This window comes from Haloarcula sp. H-hyl2 (genome assembly GCF_056934385.1).
In genome coordinates this window covers 397,142-418,680 of sequence record NZ_JBRIIJ010000001.1, presented here as the reverse complement: position 1 = coordinate 418,680, position 21,539 = coordinate 397,142, and the positions used below count along the sequence as shown (strand labels likewise).

Here is a 21,539-nt window from a genome sequence, read left to right as displayed (position 1 = left end):
CGACCAGACGCGCGTCACACAGTCACGACGATGAGCGGGGCGCTCGCGCTCCTGGGGCCGGTCATCACCATCATCGCGCTCGGCGTCGCGGCGCAGGTCCTCGCCGACCGCCTGGAGGTCCCAAGCGTCCTGTTTCTCATCCTCGCCGGGATCGCCGCCGGGCCCGAGGGGCTCGGCTACTGGATTCCGGTAGCCGCAGAGGCGTTGCTCGGTGCCGATACCCCCGCGTGGGTCACGGCAATCCAGCCGGTCGTCACGCGCGAGTCGTTCGGCGGGGCGCTGCCGGCGATCGTGAGTTTCAGCGTCGCGATCATCGTCTTCGAGGGAGCCTTCCATCTCCGGATCGAGCGGCTGCGCCAGGCTCCCAGAGAGACGACCCGGCTGGTCACTCTCGGAGCGGCGTTCTCGCTACTCGCGACCGCGGCCGTCGTCAGAGTCGTCCTCGGCGCGTCCTGGCCCATCTCGCTGTTGATCGGCGCCCTGCTGGTCGCGACAGGGCCGACGGTCATCACGCCGATCATGAACGTCATCGCAGTCCGTGAGCGGGTCTCGTCGACGCTGGAGACCGAGGGTGTCGTCAACGACGTGGTCGCAGCGATCCTCGCGGTCGTCACCTTCGAGTACGTCGTCCTCGCCGACAGCGGCGTCCTCCGGTTCGCTCGGGAGTTCGCGTTCCGGCTCGGTGTCGGAGTCTTCGTCGGCGCGTCCGTCGCCGTCGTCGTCTGGTACCTCCTCCGGCACACCGACCTCTCGCCGGAGAACGCGCCACAGAACGCGCGGCTCATCGTCCTCGTCGCCGCTCTCGTGATGTACGGGCTGGCCGACGCCGTCGTCTCGGAGGCCGGCATCGCCGCCGTCGCCGCCGGCGGGATCGTCCTGGGCAACCTCGAACTCCCCTATCGCGAGGAGATCGAGCAGTTCAAGGGCGACGTGACGCTGCTGGTACTGGCGTTCGTCTTCATCACGCTGGCGTCTCTGCTCTCCGTGGGCGACCTCCTCTCACTGGGCCTGGGCGGCCTGCTCGTCGTCGTCGCCGTGATGGCCGTCATCAGACCGATCGCGGTGGCACTCTGTACGGTCGGCGACCGGTTCACCCTCGCCGAGCGAACCTTCATCGGTGCCATCGGCCCGCGGGGGATCATCCCGGCCAGCGTCGCGACGCTGTTCGCGCTAGAACTCCAGCCGACGAATCCCGAGGCAGCGACGACGCTGGTCGGGACCGTCTTCCTGGTCATCCTGGCGACCGTCGTGATCGAGGGTGGGTTCGCCCGCCACATCGCAGAAGCGCTCGACGTGATTCCAATGCGTGTCATCATCATCGGTGGCGGGCGCGTCGGTACCGCGCTCGCCGAACGACTGGCGGACAGGGGCGAAGATGTCATCATCATCGACACCGACGAGGCGGCCGTCGAAGCCGCCAGAGAGGAGGGGTTCTCGGCCAGGCTCGGCGACGGGACCGACAAGGACCTGCTCCGGGCGGTCGGTGCCGAGAACGCGAAAGTCGTCGCCTGTGCGACCAGCGTCGACGACGTGAACCTCCTGATCGCACAGTTGGCGGCGACGACGTTCGACGTCGACACCATCGTCTCCCGCGTCAACGACCCCGGGAACATCGACGCCTTCGAAGCGCTGGACGTCGAACCCATCCAGACCGGGATGTCCGTCGCGTGGTCGATGGACAACGTCATCGAACGACCCGCCATCTCGAAGTGGATGACCGAACTCGACCGCATGGGCGACGTCCAGGAGGTCGAGATCAGCCGCGAGGAACTCGACGGCAGAACCGTCGCGACGCTGACCGACCACCTCCCCGACGACTGCCACCTGGCGCTGCTCAGCCGCGACGGCGACAACCGGATGCCCCACCGCGACGACCAGGTCTACGAGGGCGACCACGTCACCTTCATCGGCCGAACCGAAGCGGTCCGTGAAGCGATCGACTACTGTACGGGGTGAGAGACGGCCGTTTCAGCCTGTGAGCGGCGCTCTGTAGCCGCTTCGAGCCACTCGAAGCGGCCATCGAAGACGGCAGGGCATCCGGACGACTGGCTGCCCGAGTATCGGTGTCCGTCAGAAGTTGTAGTGGGACCGCCGAGAGTCGAACTCAGGTCCGACGCACCCCATGCGCCGAGGATACCGCTACCCCACGGTCCCGCATTCAGGGAGAGGGTAGTCCCCGACTTAGGGGTGTCGTTTTCGGGGCGTCACGGGAGAGAGTTCCACACGCGGGAAGGTGGTCGTGAACACGGTCCCGGTGGGTTCGTTGTCGGCCACGGAGAGCGACCCGTCGTATCGGTCGACGAGCGTCCGGACGATGTAGAGCCCGAAACCCGAACCGTCGCTGGTCAGAGGACGGTCCCACTCACCGAGGAGACTGTCCCGGAGCCGTGCCGGGATTCCGGGGCCCGTATCCGCGATCCGTATCTCGACGCTGTCGGCGGTCGTCGTGAGGCTGACGGATACGTCAGGGGTTTCCGAGTCGTCGTGAACGACGGCGTTGACGAGCAGGTTCTCGAAGACCTCGTGGAGCATCGGGTCGGCTTCGACGACGGCATCGTCGGGATAGCGCTCCGGGGAAGTAATCGACGCGGCCGGGAACGAATCACGGGTCCGGTCGATGGCGTCACACAGGGTGGCAGAGACGTCGAGGTGGTCGAGGGGGCGCCCGTCCCACATGGTGTCTTTGAGCTGTTTCACGCGGTCGACGTGGTCGACGATACGATCGCTGCGGTCCCGGATCGCATCGATGTGGGAGAGTTGCTCGTCGGTCGCGCTCTCGGCGAGGAGGTCGGCGCGGGCCAGCGTCACGTGGAGCCCGTTGAGGACGTTGTGCCGGAGCATCCGGTTGAGAAACGCGAGCGTCTCGCGTTGCTGTTCGAGTTCCTGTTCGTAGGTGACCCGGTCGGTGACGTCACGGAGCGCGGAGAGGTGGTGACCGGGATAGATGTCGCTCGTGGCGGCGAACTCGACAGTCCGGGAGGTGCCGTCGGGTCGGACGAGCTGGAACTGGCCGCGCCCGGCTTTCTCCTGCCGGAACGCGGACCACTCGGTATCGAAATCGAAGTCGGGATCGGCGAACTCGCGGATGGACATCCCGACGAGGTCGTCGGTCGGGAGGCCGAAGAGGTTGGCAGCAGCAGGATTGGCAGCGACGTAGGTCCCGTCGTCGTCGGCGATGACCAGCGCGTCGTGTGTGCCCTCGAAGACGGCCTCGAACCGCGCGTGTGACTCGGCGAGGCTGTCGGCGCGGCGCCGCCCGGTCACCTCGTAGTAGCCCACCGCCAGCCCGCCGGACGCGCCCAGGATGGCGGTGTTCGTCGCGAGGAGCGTTCCTTCGGTGGTCGTGCCGGTCACCAGTGCCAGGTGGCCGACGAGACCGGCGCCAGCGATGGCGCCGACGACGGCGCCCAGAAGTGTCCAGTTCCGGAGCCGCCGGATCTGCGAGCGAGTGAAATCGCTGGCCGCGAGGGCGGGGCCGGCGAGGGCGATACCCAGTGCGAGGAGGGTCGGGGTCGCAGTGCCGAGGAGTGCCGCCAGCGGTGACTGGGGGTGTCGTGTCCAGTGGGCCAGCGAAAGGACGACGAGTCCCAGTCCGAGCAGGCTCACCAGTCCGGCCGCGGTAAGTTCCTGCTGGCGGGAGGTGAGCGCCATGGTGACGTCTGTGTGCGGCGTTCGTCGTCAGTACCTATACCTCCACCGGTGACCTGTCAGACGAGCACCCGTTCGAGTTCGACGACGATATCCGACTCCGCGTCGGGGTCCCCGACGAGCGTACCCAGACAGACCGCCGCCCCGTCGGGTGTGTAACACGCGATCAGGTCGCCCCGTTCCGGGGCCACAGTGCCGTCGGGCGACGGGCCGGCGTCGACGACACCGGGAGCGTACACCGGTGCGCCGTTGGCCACCTCGCGGGCGGCGCTGGGTGCGATGGTGACGCATGGGACGTCCACGAGTGTCCGTTCGGCCGGCTGGACCGCCTCGCGGAGTCGCGTCTCGTCGCCGTCCTCGTCGGCGAACGCGAGCGCGTCGACCAGATCGTGCATCGTCACGAGGCTGGTATCGTCGAAGGTCCCCGTCGCAGTACGGCGCAGGTCGCCCATGTGGGCGCCGGTGCCCAGCGCCAGGCCGATATCGTGACAGAGTTTCCGGATGTAGGTCCCCGATTCACACCGGACTCGCAGTAGTGCACGGCGGTCGGTCCGTTCGAGGACGTCCAGTTCGTGGATCCGCCGACTGCGGAGCTGTCGTTTGACGGCGCTCTTGCGCGGCGGCTTCTGGTAGATATCGGTCTCGAACTCGGCGACGACGGCCTCGAAGTCGGGGGGTGCGCTGTCGTGGAGTTCCAGCACCGTGACGTACTCCTTGACCGCGTCGTCGAAGACCCGAGCCATCCGCGCGGCGTCACCGAGCAGGACCGGGAGACAGCCGGTGACCTTCGGGTCGAGCGTCCCACCGTGGGCCACCCGGTCCTGGCCGGTGGCGTCCCGGACCCACGCGGCGACCTGGTGGGCCGATGGGCCGGGCGGTTTGTCGAGGTTGACGACGCCGAACGAGCGGAGCGCGTCGATATCCCGGTCGTCGGGTGGGCCACGGAGCGCCATCACTCAGAACTCGTACCGGATGTTCTCGATGGGTGCTTTCCCCTCGTCGCCGTCGCTACTGTAGGACTCGACGGCGTGGAGCGTGACGCTGAGGACGCCCTGGGGGTCCCAGCGGGCCGTGTTGACCGACAGATCGTAGATCGAGAGGTCGTCGAAGTCGATGTCGTAGTAGTCGCTGTAGCGCTGGGCCTCGCTGTCGCCGCGCTCTCTGGTCTCGGTGCGGGCCTGGTCGAACGGCTTGTTCTCCCGCTGGGCGATACGGTCGGCCCGGACGTCCAGTGGCGCGGTCAGCCAGAGTTTGATGTCGGCGTACTCGCCAGCCATCCAGCCCGCCAGGCGGGACTCCAGGACGAGGTCGTCCCGTTCCTTCGCGATGTCCCGCAGTCGGCGGTCCAGATCGCGGTCGATCTGGTCGTCCTCCTCGGCAGCCTTGTTCAATTCCAGGGGTGTCATCCCACGTTCCTCGGCCAGCGAGCGGAAGATGTCGCCGCCGCTGACGTGGTCGTAGTCCAGGGCGTCGGCGAGGCTCTTTGCGAGCGTGCTCTTGCCGCTCCCGGCTGGACCGGAGACGGTGATCAACATACCAGCACTCGGAACGGCCGGCTAAAAGAGGCTGTCTTTCTGCTCCTGTCGGCTGTCGGGTCTGCGAGACCATCGCCCCCGTGTGGTGGCGAATCCACCGCAGCAGTGACAGCCAACAGGGTCACCCAGCGCCGGGCGAGGTCTGGACGTTCAGCGCCTTCCGGATGACCTGGGTAAAGGAGAGCGAGCACAGGAAGTACCAGACGATCCAGGCCTGCATCGGGCCGGCGACACCCTGTCGCCAGGACTCGACCTCACCGATGATCGGGAAGACGGCGACGGGCGCCTCCAGGGTCAGACCAGGTCCGAAGACCATCCAGTAGAGCCAGAGGAACATCGGGATGTTGATGACCATGATCCAGACCATGGGTCGGAACTGTTTCTTGAACATCCCGAGCTGGTCGCCCATCATCTCCATCTGCTCCTCTTCGAGGCGGTCCAGCGCTTCCTGATCGTCGCGTTCCTTGGCCTCCTTCCGGCGCTCCTGGAGGTCCTGCATCTTGGCCTGGTGTTCCTCCATGCCGGACATGTCCATCAGGTTGTCCTGCAGGATCGTCGAGGTCGTCCCGGTGAACGTCGCCAGCACGAGGATGACGACATAGAACGGCAGTATCTCGGCCAGCGGCCCCAGCGCGATGTCGAGGACGCCGCCGATAGCGTCCCGGACGGAGTTGAGCGAGTAGCCGGCGAACATCCCGAGCGTCACGAGGCCTGCGAGCTTGTCCCAGGTGGACCAGCCCTCGTCTTCGTCCTCGTCGGGGACGGCATCCGACTCTTCGAGTGCCTCGCGGACGCCGTCGGGGTCGTCGATGACGAACCCCTCGCCGTCGGCGTCGACGAGCAGGCCGGACTCGATGAGACGGCCCCACTCGCCGCTGGTCATCTCGTCGCTGACGTCACCCCAGGTGACGGTCCCCTGTTCCTCGGCGACAGAGAGGACCGTCTGGAGGGCGTCGGTGAGGGCCTCGCCGTCCTCGGCCAGTCGTTCTACCTTCGGCGCGGTGCGTGCCATTGTGCAATAGTACAGCGGCGACGGTTTATCAACGTTTTACTCTGTGTGTGCGTCGACCGCAGTTCTGATGGCGGCCCAGACCTCGTCGGGCGTTCCCTCGCCGTCGATGGTGACGAAGCCGGCGTGGCCCTGGTAATGCTCGATGACCGGTGCGGTGTTGTCCTGAAAGACGTCCAGGCGGTTGCGCACCGAGTCCTCGTTGTCGTCTTCGCGCTGGATCAGGTCGCCGCCACAGTCGTCACAGACGCCCTCGGTCTCGGGCGGGCTGAACTCGACGTGGTAGTTGGCGCCACAGTCGTCACAGACACGTCGACCGGTCAGCCGGTCGACCAGTTCCTCCCGGTCGACCTCCAGGTTCAGGACGACGTCGAGGTCGGTCATCCCTTCGAGTTCCTCGGCCTGTTCGAGGTTACGGGGATAGCCGTCGAGCACGAAGCCGTCGGCCTGGGAGAGCGCCTCGTCGACGATGGCGTTGACGACGGCGTCCGGGACGAGATCGCCGGCCTCCATGTACGCACGCGGCGTGTCGTACTCCGTGTCCATGTCGCTGATGTCCATGTCCTTGTTCGCCCGGAGCGCGTCGCCGGTCGTGATGTGCTCGATACCGTACTCCTCGGCGAGGTTCGCGCTCTGGGTGCCCTTGCCGGCGCCCGGCGGCCCCAGGATCAGCAGTCGCGGATTCGACATGGACGCGACTTCTGTGGCCCTCGTTAAATGGTTGTCCAAACGCCGCCGGCCCTCGACGAGTCACTGAGAGAGAACTATCCAGTAGTAGCTCAATCTTTCGCCACACACGTGCATGAAAAATCCCGTAGATTTATTTCGTCACGGGTTTCGATGGTACTCGTTGATGTTTAACGAACAATCCGAACAATCTTCAAGCAGCCTGAGTCGGCGGGACTTCCTGGGCGGCGTGACGTCGCTGTTCGCAGCGGCAGCGTACTCGCTCGAAGTTCCGGAGCGCGTCGCGGCCCAGGTAACGAGTGGGTCCGACAGTGCGACACAGACAGTCACATCACCGGACGGACGCATCGAGGTGACCGTCGACGTCTCGTCTGGCCGTCCGACCTACACTGTTACATACGATGGCACGGCGGTCATCGACGAGTCCGGGCTGGGCTTCGAGTTCCAGAATCAGGACGACTTCGCGGTCGGTGGTTCGGCGGCCGACGTGACCGTTACGGGGAGCAAGACGGATTCGGTCGATCAGACCTGGCAGCCGGTCTGGGACCGGTACGACTCGATCCGCGAGCACTACAACGAACTGATCGTCGGCCTGGAGGAACAGAGTGGCTCGCCGGCGCGGTCCGGTAACCTCCAGGTCCGTGTCTTCGACGACGGCTTCGGCTTCCGGTTCGTCTTCGACGGGAACTTCAACGGAGCCGGGAACGGTAACTTCGTCGTCAGTTCCGAACGCACCGAGTACAACTTCGCCACCGACTACGACGCCTGGTGGATCGAGAACAACTGGAACAACTTCGAGGTCGAGTACGAGACGACGTCGCTGAGTGGTGTTGGCCCGCGACTGGACGAGATCGGCGGTTCCTACACCGGCGTCCACACGCCGATGACGATGACCGACGGGAACGTCTATCTCAGCGTTCACGAGGCGAAACTCGACGACTACGCCTCGCTGTCACTGTCGCCGGGGTCGAGCGACGACACGAGCTTCGAGTCCGAACTGGCGCCGCTCCCTGACGGCACGAAGGTGTCGGCGAAAGCGCCCCACATGACTCCCTGGCGGACGGTCCAGATCGCCGACAGACCCGGTGGACTCGTCGAGTCCAACCTCGTCATCAACCTCAACGAGGACCACGATCCCAACGTCTTCAAACAGGGGACCGACTGGATCGAACCCCAGAAGTTCATCGGCATCTGGTGGCTGATGATCACGGGCCGAGCGGACTGGGAGTACAACCCCAACACCGACGCGTTCGACCCCAGCGCCGACCCACCGGGAACCCGCGTCGGCAACCACGGCGCACAGACAGGCCGGGCGAAGATGTACATGGACTTCGCCAGCGAACACGGCATCCCCGGCGTCCTCGTCGAGGGCTGGAACGTCGGCTGGTCGTCGTATCCCGGGGACGGGAGCCAGTTCGACTTCGAGGAACCGTATCCGGACTTCGATCTGGAGGAAGTCACCCAGTACGGCGCGAGTCTCGACCCACCGACCCAGATGACGATGCACAACGAGACGGCTGGGGACTTCGAGAACTACCAGTCCCAGGCCGAGGACGCCTTCCAGAAGTACGACGGACTGGGCATCCGGACGATCAAGAGCGGCTACGTCGCCGACAGCGGGGACCTCGCGGGCAAGGGCCACAACCACCACAACCAGGTACTGGTCAACCACCACACGACCATCGCCGAGGCGGGCGCCGCCAACCGACAGATGTTCGAGGTCCACGAGCCGATCCACCCGACCGGCCGTCGCCGGCAGTACCCCAATCTGATGACCCGTGAAGGGTTCAAGGGCCAGGAGTACGACTCCTTCGGGGAGATCACCCCCGAACACCACGTCACGTTCCCGTTCACGCGCCTGCTGGGCGGCCCCGCTGACTTCACGCCTGGTATCTTCGATATGGAGTCCGGGACCGGCGGTATCGAGACCACGCGCGCGAAGCAACTGGCGATGTACCCGACGTACTTCAGCGGGTTGCAGATGGTCGCCGACCTCCCGAGTTCCTACCTGGCCGACCAGCCGCCGACTGGCGAGATCGGCGACGTCATCCAGGCCGAGTGGGGCGAGCTCGACGGGTTCAACAGCGCCGCCTCGTGGGCGAACGCACAGGGTGAGCAGTACGTCGAGGTCGCAGCCTCGGCCGACCAGGGATCGGGTGCGTACTGGACCATCGAGAACGTCCCCAGCGCTGGCGAGTATCACCTCCACCTGCGGGTCGCCAACGACGACGACGACAACGGAGTTACCTACGACGCCTCCGGTGTCGTCCACGTCAACGATCAGGCCCAGCCCACGGGCTGGTTCCGCGTTCCCGATACCGGGTACTGGGACCAGTGGGACACGGTCTCCGTCCCGGTGGAGCTTGCGGCCGGTGACAACGATATCTCGGTCCGGATCACCGAGGACGAGTTCGGCGGGTTCAACCTCGACTCGCTGGCAGTCACCGAACCGGGTGCACCGATGCCGACACCCGACGAGCCGCCGATCACCGGCGAGACCGTTCCGGCCTTCGACTTCATCGAGGACGTGCCGGCCGCGTGGGACGACACGACGGTACTGGACGCCGAGATCGGCGACTACATCGCCATCGCACGCCAGAGCGGGTCCGAGTGGTACCTCGGCGTTATGACCGACGAGGGCGGCCGGACGCTGGACGTCGACCTGGACTTCCTCTCGGCGGAACAGCAGTACGTCGCCGAGATCTACGAGGACGGCGCCGACGCGAAGTTCGACTCGAACCTCACGGACGTCGCTGTCGACGAGGTCATCGTCGACAGCGGTACCGACCTGTTCGTGACCATGGCCGCCTCGGGCGGGACCGCGGTCAAACTCCGTCCGGCCACCGGCAACGAGGCGTCACAGCTGCCGGGTTACTCCCGGCCCTCGCAGACGGTCTCCGTCTCGGTCAAGGAACAGTTCTTCATCCGGGAGACGTTCATCGAGGCGACGGGCACCAACAACAGCAGCCGTATCGGCGGTCAGGAACTCGAGGTCCTCCTTGACGGCGAGGTCGTCAGCGTCGAGAACGCCCGGTTCGCGCCGGGAGCCAGCGGAGCGACGTTCACTTTCCGACAGACCATCGATGACCCCGGGACCTACCAGGTCGAGGTCCGCTCGCCAGACGGGCAGACCTACGCCTCGGAGCAGGTGACCGTCCAGGGGCCACAGCCGGTCACGACGATCCAGGACCCCACTGGTGACGACAACGGTCCCGGCGGGTACACCTACCCGACGGCCGGGGCCTTCCCCGACGGCGTGTTCGATCTCGAATCCTTGGAGATCGAGGCGACGCCGAACCGGTACACGTTCACCTTCGAAGTCGAAACGCTCAACGACGGGTTCAGCGGCTTCAACGGCTTCTCTCCCCACTGGTTCATCCTGTGGGTCCGAGATCCGAGTCGGAGCGGCGGCTCGACTCAGCCGGTGTCTAACGGTATCAACCCGGTCGTCGAGTTCGACGAGCCGTGGCACTACCGTGTCGAACTCAGCGGCTTCACCAACAGCGCCGTCGACCCGACCGGCTCCGCGCTCACCGACAGCGACGGCAACCCGGTGAGCTTCGACTGGGACGTCGATCGGCAGGCCGGAACTGTCAGCCTCATCGTCCCTGCCGAGGCGTTCGGCGGGACCGACATCGAGGACCTGGAGATCGTCCCGGCAGTGGGCTCGGAGGACCGTGGCTCGCTGCGTCCGGTCACCGAGACCGCCGGCGGCTACACCTTCGGTGGCGGCAAGCCCGGTGCGATCGACAACGCGCCGCGCCTGATGGACATCTTCACGCCGTCGGGTGTCTCCCAGTCCGACGCGCTGGCCTACGACGCCTCCTCGACGGCGACGCTGCCGTTCATCGAGATCAACCGGTCGCCATAGGCCGGTCCCCACCGCCGGCCGCCCGTACGCGGCCCGCAGGCCGTCCGTTCAACTGCCGATTTGAGCTTCCGGCGCGGCTTTTTATGTCCCGTCTGTACGAACTGCTGGCATGAGACGATGCCCTCCAGCGACCGACACCGGTCGCACACGAACGGTACAGCACGCAAGAACAGCTCCAGCGGGGGTGAGACGGTGAGCCGCGCCGGCGCCATCGCACTGGCACTCGCACTCGTCGGTGCCGCGCTCGTCGTCCCCGGGAGCGTCGCTGCGGCCGACGGAACACAGATCGCGTCCGACGGCGACGACCTGGCCCTGGAGGCCGGAATCAACCAGACTGTCAGCGGCCAGACGGAACTGGAGGCCGGAACGACCGTCCTGGTCCGACTCCAGTCCCAGCCCAACCAGTCCTCGCCGTTCATCAGGCAACAGACGGCCACCGTCGGCGAGGATGGAACGTTCGCCGTACAGTTCGACATGAGTGTCACCGAACCCGGTACCGACTTCAACGCGACCGTCCGGTACGACGGGCAGGAGATCGCCCGTACCGTCGGCACGGTCGTCCCCTGCGAGAGCGGATGTGAAGCGGCCAGCGAATCGGGCGACGACAGCGGGAATCACGGGACGACACTCGACTACGAGGGCGAGACGATCAGGCTCGCAGCCGCGCCCGTCCAGACGGTCGCCGGTCAGACCGACCTCGAACCGGGGACAGCGCTGACGATCCGACTCCGGTCGGCGGACCCGAAGGCACCCTTCCTGCGCCAGCGGTCCGCGACGGTCGAGGAGGACGGCTCGTTCAGCACGCCGGTCGATCTCGGACAGGTCCCCGTCGGCACCGAGTTCGAGGTGACCGTCCACAGCAGCGGCGAGACACTGTACGAGACAAGCGGGACTGTCGTCGAGTGTTCCGGGGGCTGTCCCACCGCGACGCCGACCGAGGACGACGAGGAGTACGTGAGCCGGGTCCAGAGTCCCAACACCGATACGGTCGATATCTCGCCGATATCGGAAGGGATCGCTGGGAAGGCCGTCTCGATCCACGTCTCGCTCGACGACCGTGACAACGTCTCGGTCGCCATCGGTGGACCAACAGTGAACTACCAGCTGAACGCGACTGTCCGGGACGGCAACGACGACGGTCGCGTCCTGTTGCGGTTCCACACCGGTGCCGTCGGGTCCGACGAGCCGACGCTGACCGCCAGAGACGATGCCGACTCCGTTTCGACGCTCTCCGAGACGTCGCTGAACGTCGACCGCCTCGATCCGGCGAGCTACGACACGACGCTGTTTGCCAGCGAGACGCCGACCGGGACACCGGTCGCCGGGGGCACCGTCATCCTCCACGACGGTGGCTCCGACGGTACCCTCCCGGAGTCCAGCCAGCCGGACAGCGTAGCCACCGAGGACGAACTCGGCCTCAACGAGACGATCATCACGACACGGACGGGTCAGCAGACGACGCTGACGCTGTTCATGGGGAACCAGAGCACCGCGACGGTGAAGATCGGGAGCCCCGAGAGCGATATGGAGGTGACCGCGACTGTCCAGGACGGGACCGGTGATGGAACGGTGCCCCTGCTGTTCGATACGACCGCGACCGGCGAAGACGAGCAACCGACGCTGGTCGCCGCACAGGAGGGCGATTCGGTCACAGTGACGAGGGAGCGTGCCGACGGTGCTGTCACGCCCGACGACTACGACATCAGCGTCTACGCGGGGTCGTCGACAGACAGCAACCCTGACGATATCGGGACCCTCACCGTCCAGGCGTCACTCACCAACGACACCGATACGACGCCACCCGCGACGCCGGATGACACGGATTCGGAGGGAACCTCCTCGGCGTTCCTCGGCGGCGGCGCTCTCGCCGTCGGCGGCATCCTCGCTATCGCCGGCCTCGGCCTCGTGCTCGGTCTGTTCCGGGACTGAACCGACGCCGCCCATCGCCCCCGTACTGACGGCTCTTTTTCCGTTTTCTCGACAGCGAGAAACTGCTCGGCCCCACCTCGAATCAGCCTGCTCAGCGTCGCATCGCGACCGCCGTCACCGCCGCCAACACGAGACAGAGCACGAAGAAGAGCACGCCGGGTTCGATGACTTCGAAGACCATCCAGCCGACCGACCCGTCCGGGAACGCGACCGACCCCTGGCCGGAGGGGCCGGCGGCGCCGACCGTCCGTGAGCGCGTCCGGACGAGCAGTTCCGCGCCCCACTGGACGAACAGTGCTGCGACCGCCAGCAGCCCGATCCCACCGACGAGTTCGGTAAGCGACTGGTCCGGGGTGTCGTCCGGTTCGTTGTTGCCGACGAACACGAGCGGGTCGTTGGCCGGCCCGTAGACGGTCATCTCGTTGCCTTTCTCCGAGTAGACCGTGTCGACCTGTTCGACCAATCCCGTCGACTCCAGATTCGAGAGGTGGTAATCGACGTTCTGGATAGACGTGTCCAGTCGGTCGGCGATCTCGGAGGCGGTACCCGGTTCCTCGAACAGCGCCCGGAAGGTGGCTCGCCGCGTCTCCGATCCCAGTGCATCGAGCACTTCGTCTGCGTCGGCGTCGGCCATCTCGATGACGCGGGGACTCTCGGGCGTGGTCGGCGTCGAACGGTCCTGCAATCGCGAGATGAGTCCCGACATGTGCGTGTATCTGGACGTTCACTGCACAGCCACAAATCCCTATCCGTTGCTCAAATACTCCTTTGAGTCGTTGTGGACGACCGCGACAGCCCGAGCAGAGTGGAGTCGGCCGTGCCCGGTCAGCCGGTCGGGCCCGGAGCGCTGGACGTCGTTTGCCGTCGATTCGACGGTCGTTTCGACACCCACGGGGGTTATCGTCCGGTTGGTGTCGAGCATCAGTGCGACCGTCCCGGCAGTGTAGGCTGCTGCGGCCGAGGTCCCGTTGAAGCCGGTCGGCTTGGTCGCCGCGGCCTGGCCGTCGGGCGCCACCACGTCGACACCGAGTGCGCCGCTATCTGTCGGCCCCCGTGAGCTGTACGGTCTGACCGCGCCGGTCTGTGGGTCGTAGGCCCCGACCGAGAGGACCTGCGGAGCGGTCGCGGGTGCGGCGACGCTCCCCGGCGACTGGAACAGGAGGTCGTGTGTCGGCGACTCCAGATCCAGCCGTGCTCCCGTCCGGTTTTCCGGACCGGTGATGCGGACGTAGTAGGTCCCCGGCTGGAGGCGCGTGACGATCCGTTCGTTGGGGACGGTGTCGGCCAGATACGGCTGCGAGCGGGCGACCAGCCTGTGGGCCGTCCCGTTGGTCCAGTAGAGTTCTGCCGTGTAGTCCTCGCCGCGGTGCTCCCGGTCCCAGGAGAGCCACAGCCGGAGCCGCGAGTTGCCGTCAGTCCGCAGGTAGTTCCGCGTCCCCGACTCGAAGCTGTGGACGCCGCCGTTGACCGGGCGGTAGATCCCGTCCCAGTGTCCCGCCGCGAGGTTGCCGACCGGCGCCACGAAGACGACGCCCTGGTCGGTCGCCCGTCTGGCGACCTCCGTCACGTGGGCGTCGCCGTCGTCGGGCTTGCCGTAGAAAGACAGCGGGGCGACGATGACGTCGACGTCCTCCGAGAGCAGCCACTCGACGGCCGCCTCGTATCCTGTCGCGGTGTCGACACTGGCGAGATAGAGGTCGCTGTCGGGCGCGCTCCGGGAGAGTATCGACGCCGCGGCCGTCCCGTGGCTGTCGCGTCCGCCGTTGGAGATACCCTCACCGGGCGTAAACGAACGCGCGTCGGCGACGTGGCCGTCGAGGCTCGGATGGTCGGGGTCGAACCCTGTCACGTCGACGATACCGACCCTGACGCCCTGGCCGGTGACACCGGCGGTGTGGATCCGCTCGATGTCGGACCCGCGTGCCGGTGGCCGCGGCGTGACGTCGGCCCGTGGCGGATCCTGGGCCACCGACTCGGTCGGCGCGAGGGAGCCACCTGCGGTCGCGAGGACACCGATAGTCCCCACGAGGACGACGACGGCGGCCGTGAGTACGAGGAGGGACGTCCGGGGCGGCATTGTGGGCGTGTTTACGGTAGGCTGACAAAATCCTGCTGGGTTCGGGTCGCGAGCGCATCGTTCGACGGTATCGGATACAGCGAGACGGGCGGAACCACGCTAATCGTGGTCAGCAGTCGACGCGTCCGTCAGGTCAGACGACAGGCACGTGAACAGTACCACGCCGGGAGAAAAATTCCCGGACCGGGGTTTCTCGCTCAGAAACAACGGGTGACTCGGTACGGCCGGACGGTGCCTGGAGTCCGGCAGATCGGATTTCAGGAGGGGACCCGGTCACGGGACCAGAGCAGTGTGTCCCCGTCAGGACCGGTGACACGAACGGTGAGCGAGACCACCGAGAGGAGGGCGGCGTATTCGACGACACCGGCGACGAGATGGAGGTCGGCCGGGAGCTGGACTGTCACGAGGACCGGCCGGAAGTTCATCGTCGCGTGGAAGAGCGCCACGAGCCAGAGGTTGCCAGTCAGCGCGTAGACGCCGCCGTAGGCAAGGCCCGCGAGCGTGAGTCCGAGCAGGCGGAGCGCCAGCGCAGTCCCGACGCCGTGTCCCGAAGCGAGAAACCACCGTGGGAGGTGGAAGAACGCGAACAGGACAGCGACGACACCGATACCGACGACGACCGCCCGGCGGGTGTCGCCGCCGACCAGCGCGATGCACTTCTGCTGCAGGTACGTACGGAACAGCAGTTCCTCCGGGACTGCCGTAAACAGGAGCGAACTGAGCAGTGCCGCGAGATACGGGAGCGGATGGGCCACGACCCGCGACCACGTGGCTTCGAATCCGGGGACACCACCGAGTGCGAGACCGTACGCGACGACGTTGTACAGCGCCCAGAACGCGACGACCACCGCGAGCACCGGCGGGACACTGCGGACGGACGGGAGAACGGATCGACCCGGGATACCGTCGGCTTTCAGGCCGGCGGCCGCCACCGCGACGAGGAAGACGCCCCAGGCCATCCCCAGCAGCGGCGGCGGCGAGTGTCCCGACGTCGCGAGCGTCAGTGCGGACAGGACGCCGAGTACCAGGAGATACGCCGCGAGCGGCGTCCGCCAGTCACTCCCAAACGTCGGCGGATCGGCGTCAGTACGCAACATCCTCAGCCCCCCATACTGGCTGCTCGACGTGTCGCTGCCAGAACGACGCGTCGAGATACGTCTCGTCGATGCCGGTCAGGCCCGAGATCCGTGCGGCTCGCCCGACAGTGGCCCACAGCAATCGCTGGATGGGGACGGGCGCCATCGTCAACACCGTCTCGTCGAACAGGTCCGCCGCGACCACGAGCGACTGCAGCGGCCCAGGGCCGGTGTAGTCACCGCTCTCGTCGGTGCCGCGCTCGTGGGCCAGCCCCCAGATGGTGTAGAGTCCCTCGACCGTCCGCATCGAGGGGAGTTCTGCCTCGAACGCGACGACCGCGTCGGTCTCGTTGCGGAACGTGTGTGTCTGTCCTGGCTCGACGGTCAGCGAGTCACCGGGACCCAGGTCGATAGCCTCGCCCTCGCGGACCACGGTGAGGGTCCCTTCGAGCGCCCTGAACGTCTCTGTCTTCGGGTGGCGGTGTGCGGGTGGTTCTGGCGACGTCGGTGACACCCACTGGGCCAGCACGGGACGGTCGGTGTCGCCCGCGTCCGGGCGTTCGAGGAGCGTCGCCCAGGTCCGACTGACTGGGTCGGAGACAAGCGGACGGGGCGACTGCCGCAGGCGGTCGCACGCAGGGCTCCCCGGAGTCAGTTCGAGTGTCGGGCCGTCGGTCGGGGTGCCATCCACGAGCGGGCGGCCGGTCTGTATCGGGCCGCCTCGTCGATCGGTACGCCGTCCCTGCTCGGCGGCGCGCGTCTCGGGTTCCATCGCTGGTCGCTGGTACGGTCGGTCGGTGGATGGGAGTTCTGTGATGCATACATGCGAGTTTTATCCCGCCTCGTCCGAGATGGGGGACGTGAAACACCTCCAGGTCACCGTACACGTCGACGACGACCACGCACCGGAGTTCTTCGAGTTGCTCGCCGCTTCGCCGGCTATCGACGAGGCTCGACTGGTCGACTGGAGCATGACGGCCAGCGAACAGGCGACACTCCTGTACACGCTCGACGGCGATCCGGCGATCTTCGCCGAGCGAGCGGCCGACACCGCCGGAATCGACTCGGTCGAACTGTCCGAGACGACACTGGGGCGGACCTACGCCATGGTCGTCATGCGGCCGCTGGAGACGCCACTGTTCGGGGCCATCTCCAGGGCGAGCGCAGAGCCGGGCCTCATCGTCCGGAAACCGATCGTCTATCGCGACAGCACCATGTCGGCTCGGGTCGTCGGCGACGCTGGACCGCTCCAGCGTGCGCTCGAAGCGGCGCCCGACGGTGTCGACGTCCAGATCGACGAGATCACCCGACTCCGCGGGCGGTCCGACGATCCAGCGGCGGGGCTGAGCGACAGACAGCGGGAGGCAATTACCGTCGCACTCGAACTCGGTTACTACGAGCAGCCCCGTGGGGCGACACACGAGGACGTCGCCGCCGAACTCGGCTGTGCGCCACCGACGGCCAGCGACCACCTCCAGAAGGCGGAAGCGAACATCGTCCGGGCGGTGATGGACGAGTTCGGGAGTGTCGCGTAGCGAGGGAGGAGGGCCGAAGTGGGGAGTCTCAGCGTGGGGGACGGGCGGAGGGCCGAAGTGGGGGAGTCTCAGCGTGGGGGACGGGCGGAGGGCCGAAGAGGGGGATCAGTCCCGCAGGGCTTCGACGGGACGGGCGTTGGCGGCCTTCCAGGCGGGATAGAGCCCGCTGCAGAAACTGGAGACTGTACCGAAGACGAATCCGATTACGGTGTAGCGGAGGGCCTCGGCGGTGAACGCCAGCGGGTCAGACAGCAGTTGGGCGTTGATGGCCATCCCAAGGAGGATGCTGCAGCCGACACCGAGGACGGCGCCGACGATGCCGAGCAGCATCGCCTCGTTGAGCATCAGGCGCAACACGTCCAGCCGGTGGTAGCCGACCGCCCGGAGGACGCCGATCTCACCCTTGCGCTCGATGGTCGACATCAACATCACGTTGAGGATGCTGACCGCGGCCACGAGCAGCGAGACGCCACCCACGCCCAGCAGGAACGTCTCTAACTGTGCCATCTGTTGGTTGAACCGCTCGATGGCCTGCTCTGCGTCCTGGACGGCGTAGATCTCTTTGCGGCCGTTGAGCTCTGTCTCGAGGGTGTCTGCGGTCTGGAAGGCCGCCTGCGGGGACTCCTCACGGATGATAGCGGACTGGTACCCGTCGACGTCGACCTGCGACTGTGGCAAGAGGACACCGCCGTCGGTCCTGACGAACGACGACCTGCCGGCCGGTTCGAGGACGGCGATCACGCGGTAGGTCTCGCCGTCGACGGTGACGCTGTCGCCGACGCCGACGTCGAGTGTCTCGGCGAGGTCGGGACCGACGGCCGCCCCGGACCGCCACGTCTCCGGGATCCGACCCTCGTCAGCGGTGACGAAGGCCGAGGGGTCAGAGAGGCCGTATATCGTGGCCTGCTCGGTCGCCCTGAGACCTGTCACCCCCGTCGAATACTGCTTGATGGTGTAGACGGAGCTGTCCGTCGAGCGTTCGATGGCCGTCACGTGCTCCCGGGAGAACTGGTCGAACTCCGCGTCCTCCCCGGGCGTGAGCCAGACGCTCCGGGTGATGTCGTCGACGCGGTTCAGGGTCGACTGCTCGAAGGCGGCGCCGAACATCCCCAGCGAGGCGATGGCGACGACGCCGATGGTGATACCGGCCATCGCGAGGGCGGTGCGGGCCCTCGCCCTGGTGAGGTTCTCCCAGGCGTAGGCTACGAGCGGGAACCGCCGGGAGATGGGCGATTCCATCATGTGTCGAGGCTCCCGTCGACGAGCGTGACGGTCCGGTCTGCGTACTCGGTCACCTGCTCGTCGTGGGTGACCGTGACGATAGCGACGTCCTCGTCGGCCACGCGTCCGAACACGTCCAGCACCTGTGCGCCGGTGTCCTGGTCGAGGTTGCCCGTCGGCTCGTCGGCCAACAGGATGTCGGGCTCGTTGATGAGCGACCGTGCGACGGCGACGCGCTGTTTCTGGCCGCCGGAGAGCTCGTCGGGGTAGTGGTCGAGGCGGTCACCCATCCCGACGCGGGTCAGCAGGTCTTCGGCACGGTCGAGTAACGCCGAGCGACCGCTGCGAGTGAGCGCCGGCACGGTGACGTTCTCGCGGGCGGTCAGCGTCGGGACCAGATAGAACGACTGGAAGACGAACCCGACCGTCTCGCGCCGGAGGTCGGTCCGCTGACGGATCGAGAGCTCCGAGACGGCCTGATCCTCGACAGTCACCGACCCCTCCGTGGGTTCGTCGAGTAGGCCGAGCAGGTTCAACAGCGTCGACTTGCCGCTGCCGCTGGGGCCGACGATGGCGACGAACTCGCCGGGGTCGACCGAGAGGTCGACGCCCTTCAACGCCCGGAGGGTCTTGTCGCCGGAGTCGTACTCCTTGACCGCGTCGGTGGTGCTGATGACGGGCATGGCGATCACCCCCGGAAGCGGCGCCAGCCGACGACCCCACCGAGGACGACGACGAGCGCACCACCCGCTGCCATCGGCGGGACGGGAAGTGAGGACTGCTTGGTCGTCGCGGCTTTGGTCGCGGGCTGGTCCGGCGTAAACGTCACCGTCGTCGTGCGAGTGACGCGCGTGTCGTCGACGACGTAGCTCACCTCCAGCGGGATGGTCACGGTCCCGTTGGTGCTGGTGGTCGCGTGGACCTCGAACGAGGAGAAGTCGCTCGCCGGAACCTCACCGACGAAGAACCGCGACTGGGACTGGGCGGGCTCGACAGCCCCGTTCTGGCCGACGGTGACCAGCGCTCCGGTAGCGTTCCCACCACCGAGGTTGCTCGCGCTGCCCCGGATCGTGAGCTGCCCGTCTGACTCGGAGACCTTGACGCCGGTGAGGGTGAGGTTCGCGGGGTTCTCGACCGGTTCGACCGTCGTCGAGAGGTCGCGCGTGACGGTCCGGTACTCCCCGCTCGCGGTGGTGTAGGTGAGTTCCGCCGTGATTGGCTGCCGGCCAGGTTCGACGTCGCTGGCGGGGAACGTCACCGTCGCCTCGGCCCCGGCCGACAGCGATGAGAAGACCCGGCGGTCCTCGTCGAGCGTGAGCGAGGCGTTCCGGTCCGACAGCTCCACCGAGACACCGCGGAGCTCCTCGGAGAGGCCGTTCGAGACAGAGAGAGAGACGTCGGTCCGGTCGTTGGGCCCGACCGGGCTCGTCGACAGCGAGAGCGCCGGGTGGGGTTCGACGGCCGTGACGGTCACGTTCCGCGTGAACGTGTAGGTGTCACCGTGGAGGGTATCGACGAAGATGTGGACGACGGCGTGGTGTTCGCCAGTCTCGCCCAGCGGCATCGACAGGTCGTATCCGGCCGTCTCACCACCGCTGAGCTGTTCGGTCGGCTGAACACGGTCGTACATGGTGCTGTCCGGGTCCGTCGAGTTGTGGAGCGCGACCCAGCGGACGTTGTAGGACTCGTCGTCGGTCGGGTTCGCCAGGGAGACGTTCACGGTCGCGTCCTGATCGGGCGTGGGCCGCTCGGGCGACGTGGTCGTGTCGACCGAGATGACCCCGCCCTGTGGTCCGGCGGTCACCGCCGGCACCGCGAGTGCGGACGCGACGACCAGCGCCGCCAACGCCAGTGCGCGCTTCATCTGTCACCTCCGGCGTCGGCTGGGCGGTCTGTGCGCGGTTCCAGGGAGAGTGGGGCGGATCTCATGGCAGTTCGGACGAGTATCCGTAGCCCAAAAGGCCCGTACGCAGTGTCTCAGGCCCAGAAACACAGCTATACGAAGGTTGACAATTCCCCACATCAACAGCTCGACCGCGGTCCTCAGAAGATCTGGGCACCGGGGCCGATACGGGTCTGGTAGGCGCGGGCGTCGACACCGCGCTCGCCGAAGGCGTCGAGCATCGTGCTGGCGATGGCCTGCTGGTCGTCGGCCTCACAGGCAGCGATGACCGTCGGGCCCGCGCCGGAGATGGTGACACCCGTCGCGCCGGCCGAAAGCGCTGCCTCCCTGACGCGTTCGTAGCCGTCGATGAGTTCCGCGCGGGCCGGCGTGATGACGGTGTCGTGCATCCCGCGGCCGACCAGGTGCGGGTCGTCGCGGTGCATGCCGGTCGTCAGCGTGGCGGCGTTGCCGACGGTCTCGACGAGTTGCTCGACCCTGGCGTGCTCGGGGACGACCCGGCGGGCGTCTCGCGTCGAGACGACGATGTCGGGCAGACAGGCCACCAGCGGGATGTCGGCGTCGATCTGGCTGACGCCCGAGTCGGTCGCGATTGTGAACCCGCCCATGATCGAGGGGGCGACGTTGTCGTCGTGGGCGTCACCCGAGACGACGGCCTCGCCTTTCGCAGCGATAGGAACCAGTTCCTCTCGGGAGTAGCCCCGGTCGTACAGTTCGTTGAGGCCGACGGCGGCCGCGGCGGCACTGGCGGCCGACGAACCGAGTCCCGACGCCGGCCTGACACCCTTGTCGATCTGGATGTGCGCGGGGGCGTCCAGCGCCTCGGCGACCGCACCGACGGTGTTCTTCTCGGGGTCTTCCGGGATGAACTGGCTTCCGGCCCCAGTCACCTCGATGGTGGTCCGGTCTGCTCGTGTCAGCCTGACGATGTCGGCCGGGCGTTCGAGGGCGGCGCCGAAGACGTCGAAACCGCTCCCGAGGTTCGCGCTGGTCGCTGGCGCCCGGACGGTCAGCATGCCTGCGAATTTCAGCAGTGTGGTGAAAAAGG

17 protein-coding genes and 1 tRNA gene are annotated in these 21,539 nt (G+C 66.9%); 4 read left to right on the top strand and 14 right to left on the bottom strand.

From position 1 onward, the window contains the following. Positions 1-30: 30 nt before the first annotated feature. Entirely contained in the window at positions 31-1,956 is a 1,926-nt protein-coding gene (locus Hhyl2_RS02185) for a cation:proton antiporter domain-containing protein (RefSeq protein ID WP_483549077.1), read from the top strand. A gap of 127 nt (positions 1,957-2,083) precedes the next feature. On the opposite strand, the gene Hhyl2_RS02180 is transcribed toward Hhyl2_RS02185, so the two are convergent. The 6 genes from Hhyl2_RS02180 to Hhyl2_RS02155 form a co-directional block, all read right to left on the bottom strand. After that, a tRNA-Pro gene (locus Hhyl2_RS02180) sits at positions 2,084-2,154 on the bottom strand. Between the two features lie 27 nt (positions 2,155-2,181). Continuing rightward, entirely contained in the window at positions 2,182-3,651 is a 1,470-nt protein-coding gene (locus tag Hhyl2_RS02175; RefSeq protein WP_483549076.1) for an ATP-binding protein, read from the bottom strand. Positions 3,652-3,707: 56 nt separating this feature from the next. Next, positions 3,708-4,601, bottom strand: coding sequence for an RNA-guided pseudouridylation complex pseudouridine synthase subunit Cbf5 (locus tag Hhyl2_RS02170; protein WP_483549075.1), 894 nt, complete (start codon positions 4,599-4,601; stop codon positions 3,708-3,710). Positions 4,602-4,604: 3 nt separating this feature from the next. Next, the gene (gene cmk / locus Hhyl2_RS02165) at positions 4,605-5,183 is read right to left on the bottom strand and encodes a (d)CMP kinase (RefSeq protein WP_483549074.1); all 579 of its coding nucleotides are present in this window, start codon (positions 5,181-5,183) and stop codon (positions 4,605-4,607) included. A gap of 121 nt (positions 5,184-5,304) precedes the next feature. After that, positions 5,305-6,195, bottom strand: a complete 891-nt coding sequence (locus tag Hhyl2_RS02160) for a DUF106 domain-containing protein (protein ID WP_483549073.1) — start codon at positions 6,193-6,195, stop codon at positions 5,305-5,307. A 36-nt stretch (positions 6,196-6,231) separates the two neighbouring features. Continuing rightward, positions 6,232-6,882 carry an adenylate kinase gene (locus Hhyl2_RS02155; RefSeq protein ID WP_483549072.1) on the bottom strand — a complete coding sequence of 217 codons (651 nt, stop codon included), beginning with the start codon at positions 6,880-6,882 and terminating at the stop codon, positions 6,232-6,234. 163 nt (positions 6,883-7,045) lie between these two features. Here Hhyl2_RS02155 and Hhyl2_RS02150 point away from each other — a divergent pair, with 163 nt between their 5' ends. Both Hhyl2_RS02150 and Hhyl2_RS02145 read left to right on the top strand, forming a co-directional pair. Next, a complete protein-coding gene (locus tag Hhyl2_RS02150; RefSeq protein ID WP_483549071.1) occupies positions 7,046-10,750 on the top strand; it encodes a glycoside hydrolase family 97 N-terminal domain-containing protein in 3,705 nt (1,234 codons plus the stop codon). A gap of 192 nt (positions 10,751-10,942) precedes the next feature. Next, on the top strand, positions 10,943-12,679 hold the full coding sequence (locus tag Hhyl2_RS02145; protein ID WP_483549070.1) for a BGTF surface domain-containing protein: 1,737 nt from the start codon (positions 10,943-10,945) through the stop codon (positions 12,677-12,679). Positions 12,680-12,770: 91 nt separating this feature from the next. Here Hhyl2_RS02145 and Hhyl2_RS02140 read toward each other — a convergent pair whose 3' ends face one another. The 4 genes from Hhyl2_RS02140 to Hhyl2_RS02125 form a co-directional block, all read right to left on the bottom strand. Then, on the bottom strand, positions 12,771-13,385 hold the full coding sequence (locus tag Hhyl2_RS02140; protein WP_483549069.1) for an ArsR/SmtB family transcription factor: 615 nt from the start codon (positions 13,383-13,385) through the stop codon (positions 12,771-12,773). Between the two features lie 39 nt (positions 13,386-13,424). Next, positions 13,425-14,756: a S8 family peptidase gene (locus Hhyl2_RS02135; RefSeq protein ID WP_483549068.1), complete on the bottom strand. Its 1,332-nt coding sequence runs from the start codon at positions 14,754-14,756 to the stop codon at positions 13,425-13,427. A gap of 257 nt (positions 14,757-15,013) precedes the next feature. Next, positions 15,014-15,853: a CPBP family glutamic-type intramembrane protease gene (locus Hhyl2_RS02130; protein ID WP_483549067.1), complete on the bottom strand. Its 840-nt coding sequence runs from the start codon at positions 15,851-15,853 to the stop codon at positions 15,014-15,016. After that, the gene (locus Hhyl2_RS02125) at positions 15,840-16,604 is read right to left on the bottom strand and encodes a cupin domain-containing protein (RefSeq protein ID WP_483549066.1); all 765 of its coding nucleotides are present in this window, start codon (positions 16,602-16,604) and stop codon (positions 15,840-15,842) included. Before Hhyl2_RS02125 ends, Hhyl2_RS02130 begins: the two co-directional genes overlap by 14 nt. A 43-nt stretch (positions 16,605-16,647) precedes the next feature. On the opposite strand from Hhyl2_RS02125, the gene Hhyl2_RS02120 reads away from it, so the two are divergent. Beyond that, entirely contained in the window at positions 16,648-17,367 is a 720-nt protein-coding gene (locus Hhyl2_RS02120) for a helix-turn-helix domain-containing protein (protein WP_483549065.1), read from the top strand. 105 nt (positions 17,368-17,472) lie between these two features. On the opposite strand, the gene Hhyl2_RS02115 is transcribed toward Hhyl2_RS02120, so the two are convergent. The 4 genes from Hhyl2_RS02115 to Hhyl2_RS02100 form a co-directional block, all read right to left on the bottom strand. Beyond that, a complete protein-coding gene (locus Hhyl2_RS02115) occupies positions 17,473-18,609 on the bottom strand; it encodes an ABC transporter permease (RefSeq protein WP_483549064.1) in 1,137 nt (378 codons plus the stop codon). Continuing rightward, positions 18,606-19,271, bottom strand: a complete 666-nt coding sequence (locus tag Hhyl2_RS02110; protein ID WP_483549063.1) for an ABC transporter ATP-binding protein — start codon at positions 19,269-19,271, stop codon at positions 18,606-18,608. The genes Hhyl2_RS02115 and Hhyl2_RS02110 overlap by 4 nt, the downstream gene beginning before the upstream one ends. A 5-nt stretch (positions 19,272-19,276) precedes the next feature. Continuing rightward, the gene (locus Hhyl2_RS02105) at positions 19,277-20,452 is read right to left on the bottom strand and encodes a COG1361 family protein (RefSeq protein ID WP_483549062.1); all 1,176 of its coding nucleotides are present in this window, start codon (positions 20,450-20,452) and stop codon (positions 19,277-19,279) included. 179 nt (positions 20,453-20,631) lie between these two features. Further along, the gene (locus Hhyl2_RS02100) at positions 20,632-21,507 is read right to left on the bottom strand and encodes a homoserine kinase (RefSeq protein WP_483549061.1); all 876 of its coding nucleotides are present in this window, start codon (positions 21,505-21,507) and stop codon (positions 20,632-20,634) included. Positions 21,508-21,539 lie beyond the last annotated feature (32 nt).

What these genes read in the sequence shown, in the direction of transcription:
- Hhyl2_RS02185 (WP_483549077.1), top strand. Translation starts at nt 31, where the DNA reads ATGAGCGGGGCGCTCGCGCTCCTGGGGCCGGTCATCACCATCATCGCG.
- Hhyl2_RS02175 (WP_483549076.1), bottom strand. Translation starts at nt 3,651, where the DNA reads ATGGCGCTCACCTCCCGCCAGCAGGAACTTACCGCGGCCGGACTGGTG.
- Hhyl2_RS02170 (WP_483549075.1), bottom strand. Translation starts at nt 4,601, where the DNA reads ATGGCGCTCCGTGGCCCACCCGACGACCGGGATATCGACGCGCTCCGC.
- cmk (WP_483549074.1), bottom strand. Translation starts at nt 5,183, where the DNA reads ATGTTGATCACCGTCTCCGGTCCAGCCGGGAGCGGCAAGAGCACGCTC.
- Hhyl2_RS02160 (WP_483549073.1), bottom strand. Translation starts at nt 6,195, where the DNA reads ATGGCACGCACCGCGCCGAAGGTAGAACGACTGGCCGAGGACGGCGAG.
- Hhyl2_RS02155 (WP_483549072.1), bottom strand. Translation starts at nt 6,882, where the DNA reads ATGTCGAATCCGCGACTGCTGATCCTGGGGCCGCCGGGCGCCGGCAAG.
- Hhyl2_RS02150 (WP_483549071.1), top strand. Translation starts at nt 7,046, where the DNA reads ATGTTTAACGAACAATCCGAACAATCTTCAAGCAGCCTGAGTCGGCGG.
- Hhyl2_RS02140 (WP_483549069.1), bottom strand. Translation starts at nt 13,385, where the DNA reads ATGTCGGGACTCATCTCGCGATTGCAGGACCGTTCGACGCCGACCACG.
- Hhyl2_RS02135 (WP_483549068.1), bottom strand. Translation starts at nt 14,756, where the DNA reads ATGCCGCCCCGGACGTCCCTCCTCGTACTCACGGCCGCCGTCGTCGTC.
- Hhyl2_RS02130 (WP_483549067.1), bottom strand. Translation starts at nt 15,853, where the DNA reads ATGTTGCGTACTGACGCCGATCCGCCGACGTTTGGGAGTGACTGGCGG.
- Hhyl2_RS02125 (WP_483549066.1), bottom strand. Translation starts at nt 16,604, where the DNA reads ATGGAACCCGAGACGCGCGCCGCCGAGCAGGGACGGCGTACCGATCGA.
- Hhyl2_RS02120 (WP_483549065.1), top strand. Translation starts at nt 16,648, where the DNA reads ATGCATACATGCGAGTTTTATCCCGCCTCGTCCGAGATGGGGGACGTG.
- Hhyl2_RS02115 (WP_483549064.1), bottom strand. Translation starts at nt 18,609, where the DNA reads ATGATGGAATCGCCCATCTCCCGGCGGTTCCCGCTCGTAGCCTACGCC.
- Hhyl2_RS02110 (WP_483549063.1), bottom strand. Translation starts at nt 19,271, where the DNA reads ATGCCCGTCATCAGCACCACCGACGCGGTCAAGGAGTACGACTCCGGC.
- Hhyl2_RS02105 (WP_483549062.1), bottom strand. Translation starts at nt 20,452, where the DNA reads ATGAAGCGCGCACTGGCGTTGGCGGCGCTGGTCGTCGCGTCCGCACTC.
- Hhyl2_RS02100 (WP_483549061.1), bottom strand. Translation starts at nt 21,507, where the DNA reads ATGCTGACCGTCCGGGCGCCAGCGACCAGCGCGAACCTCGGGAGCGGT.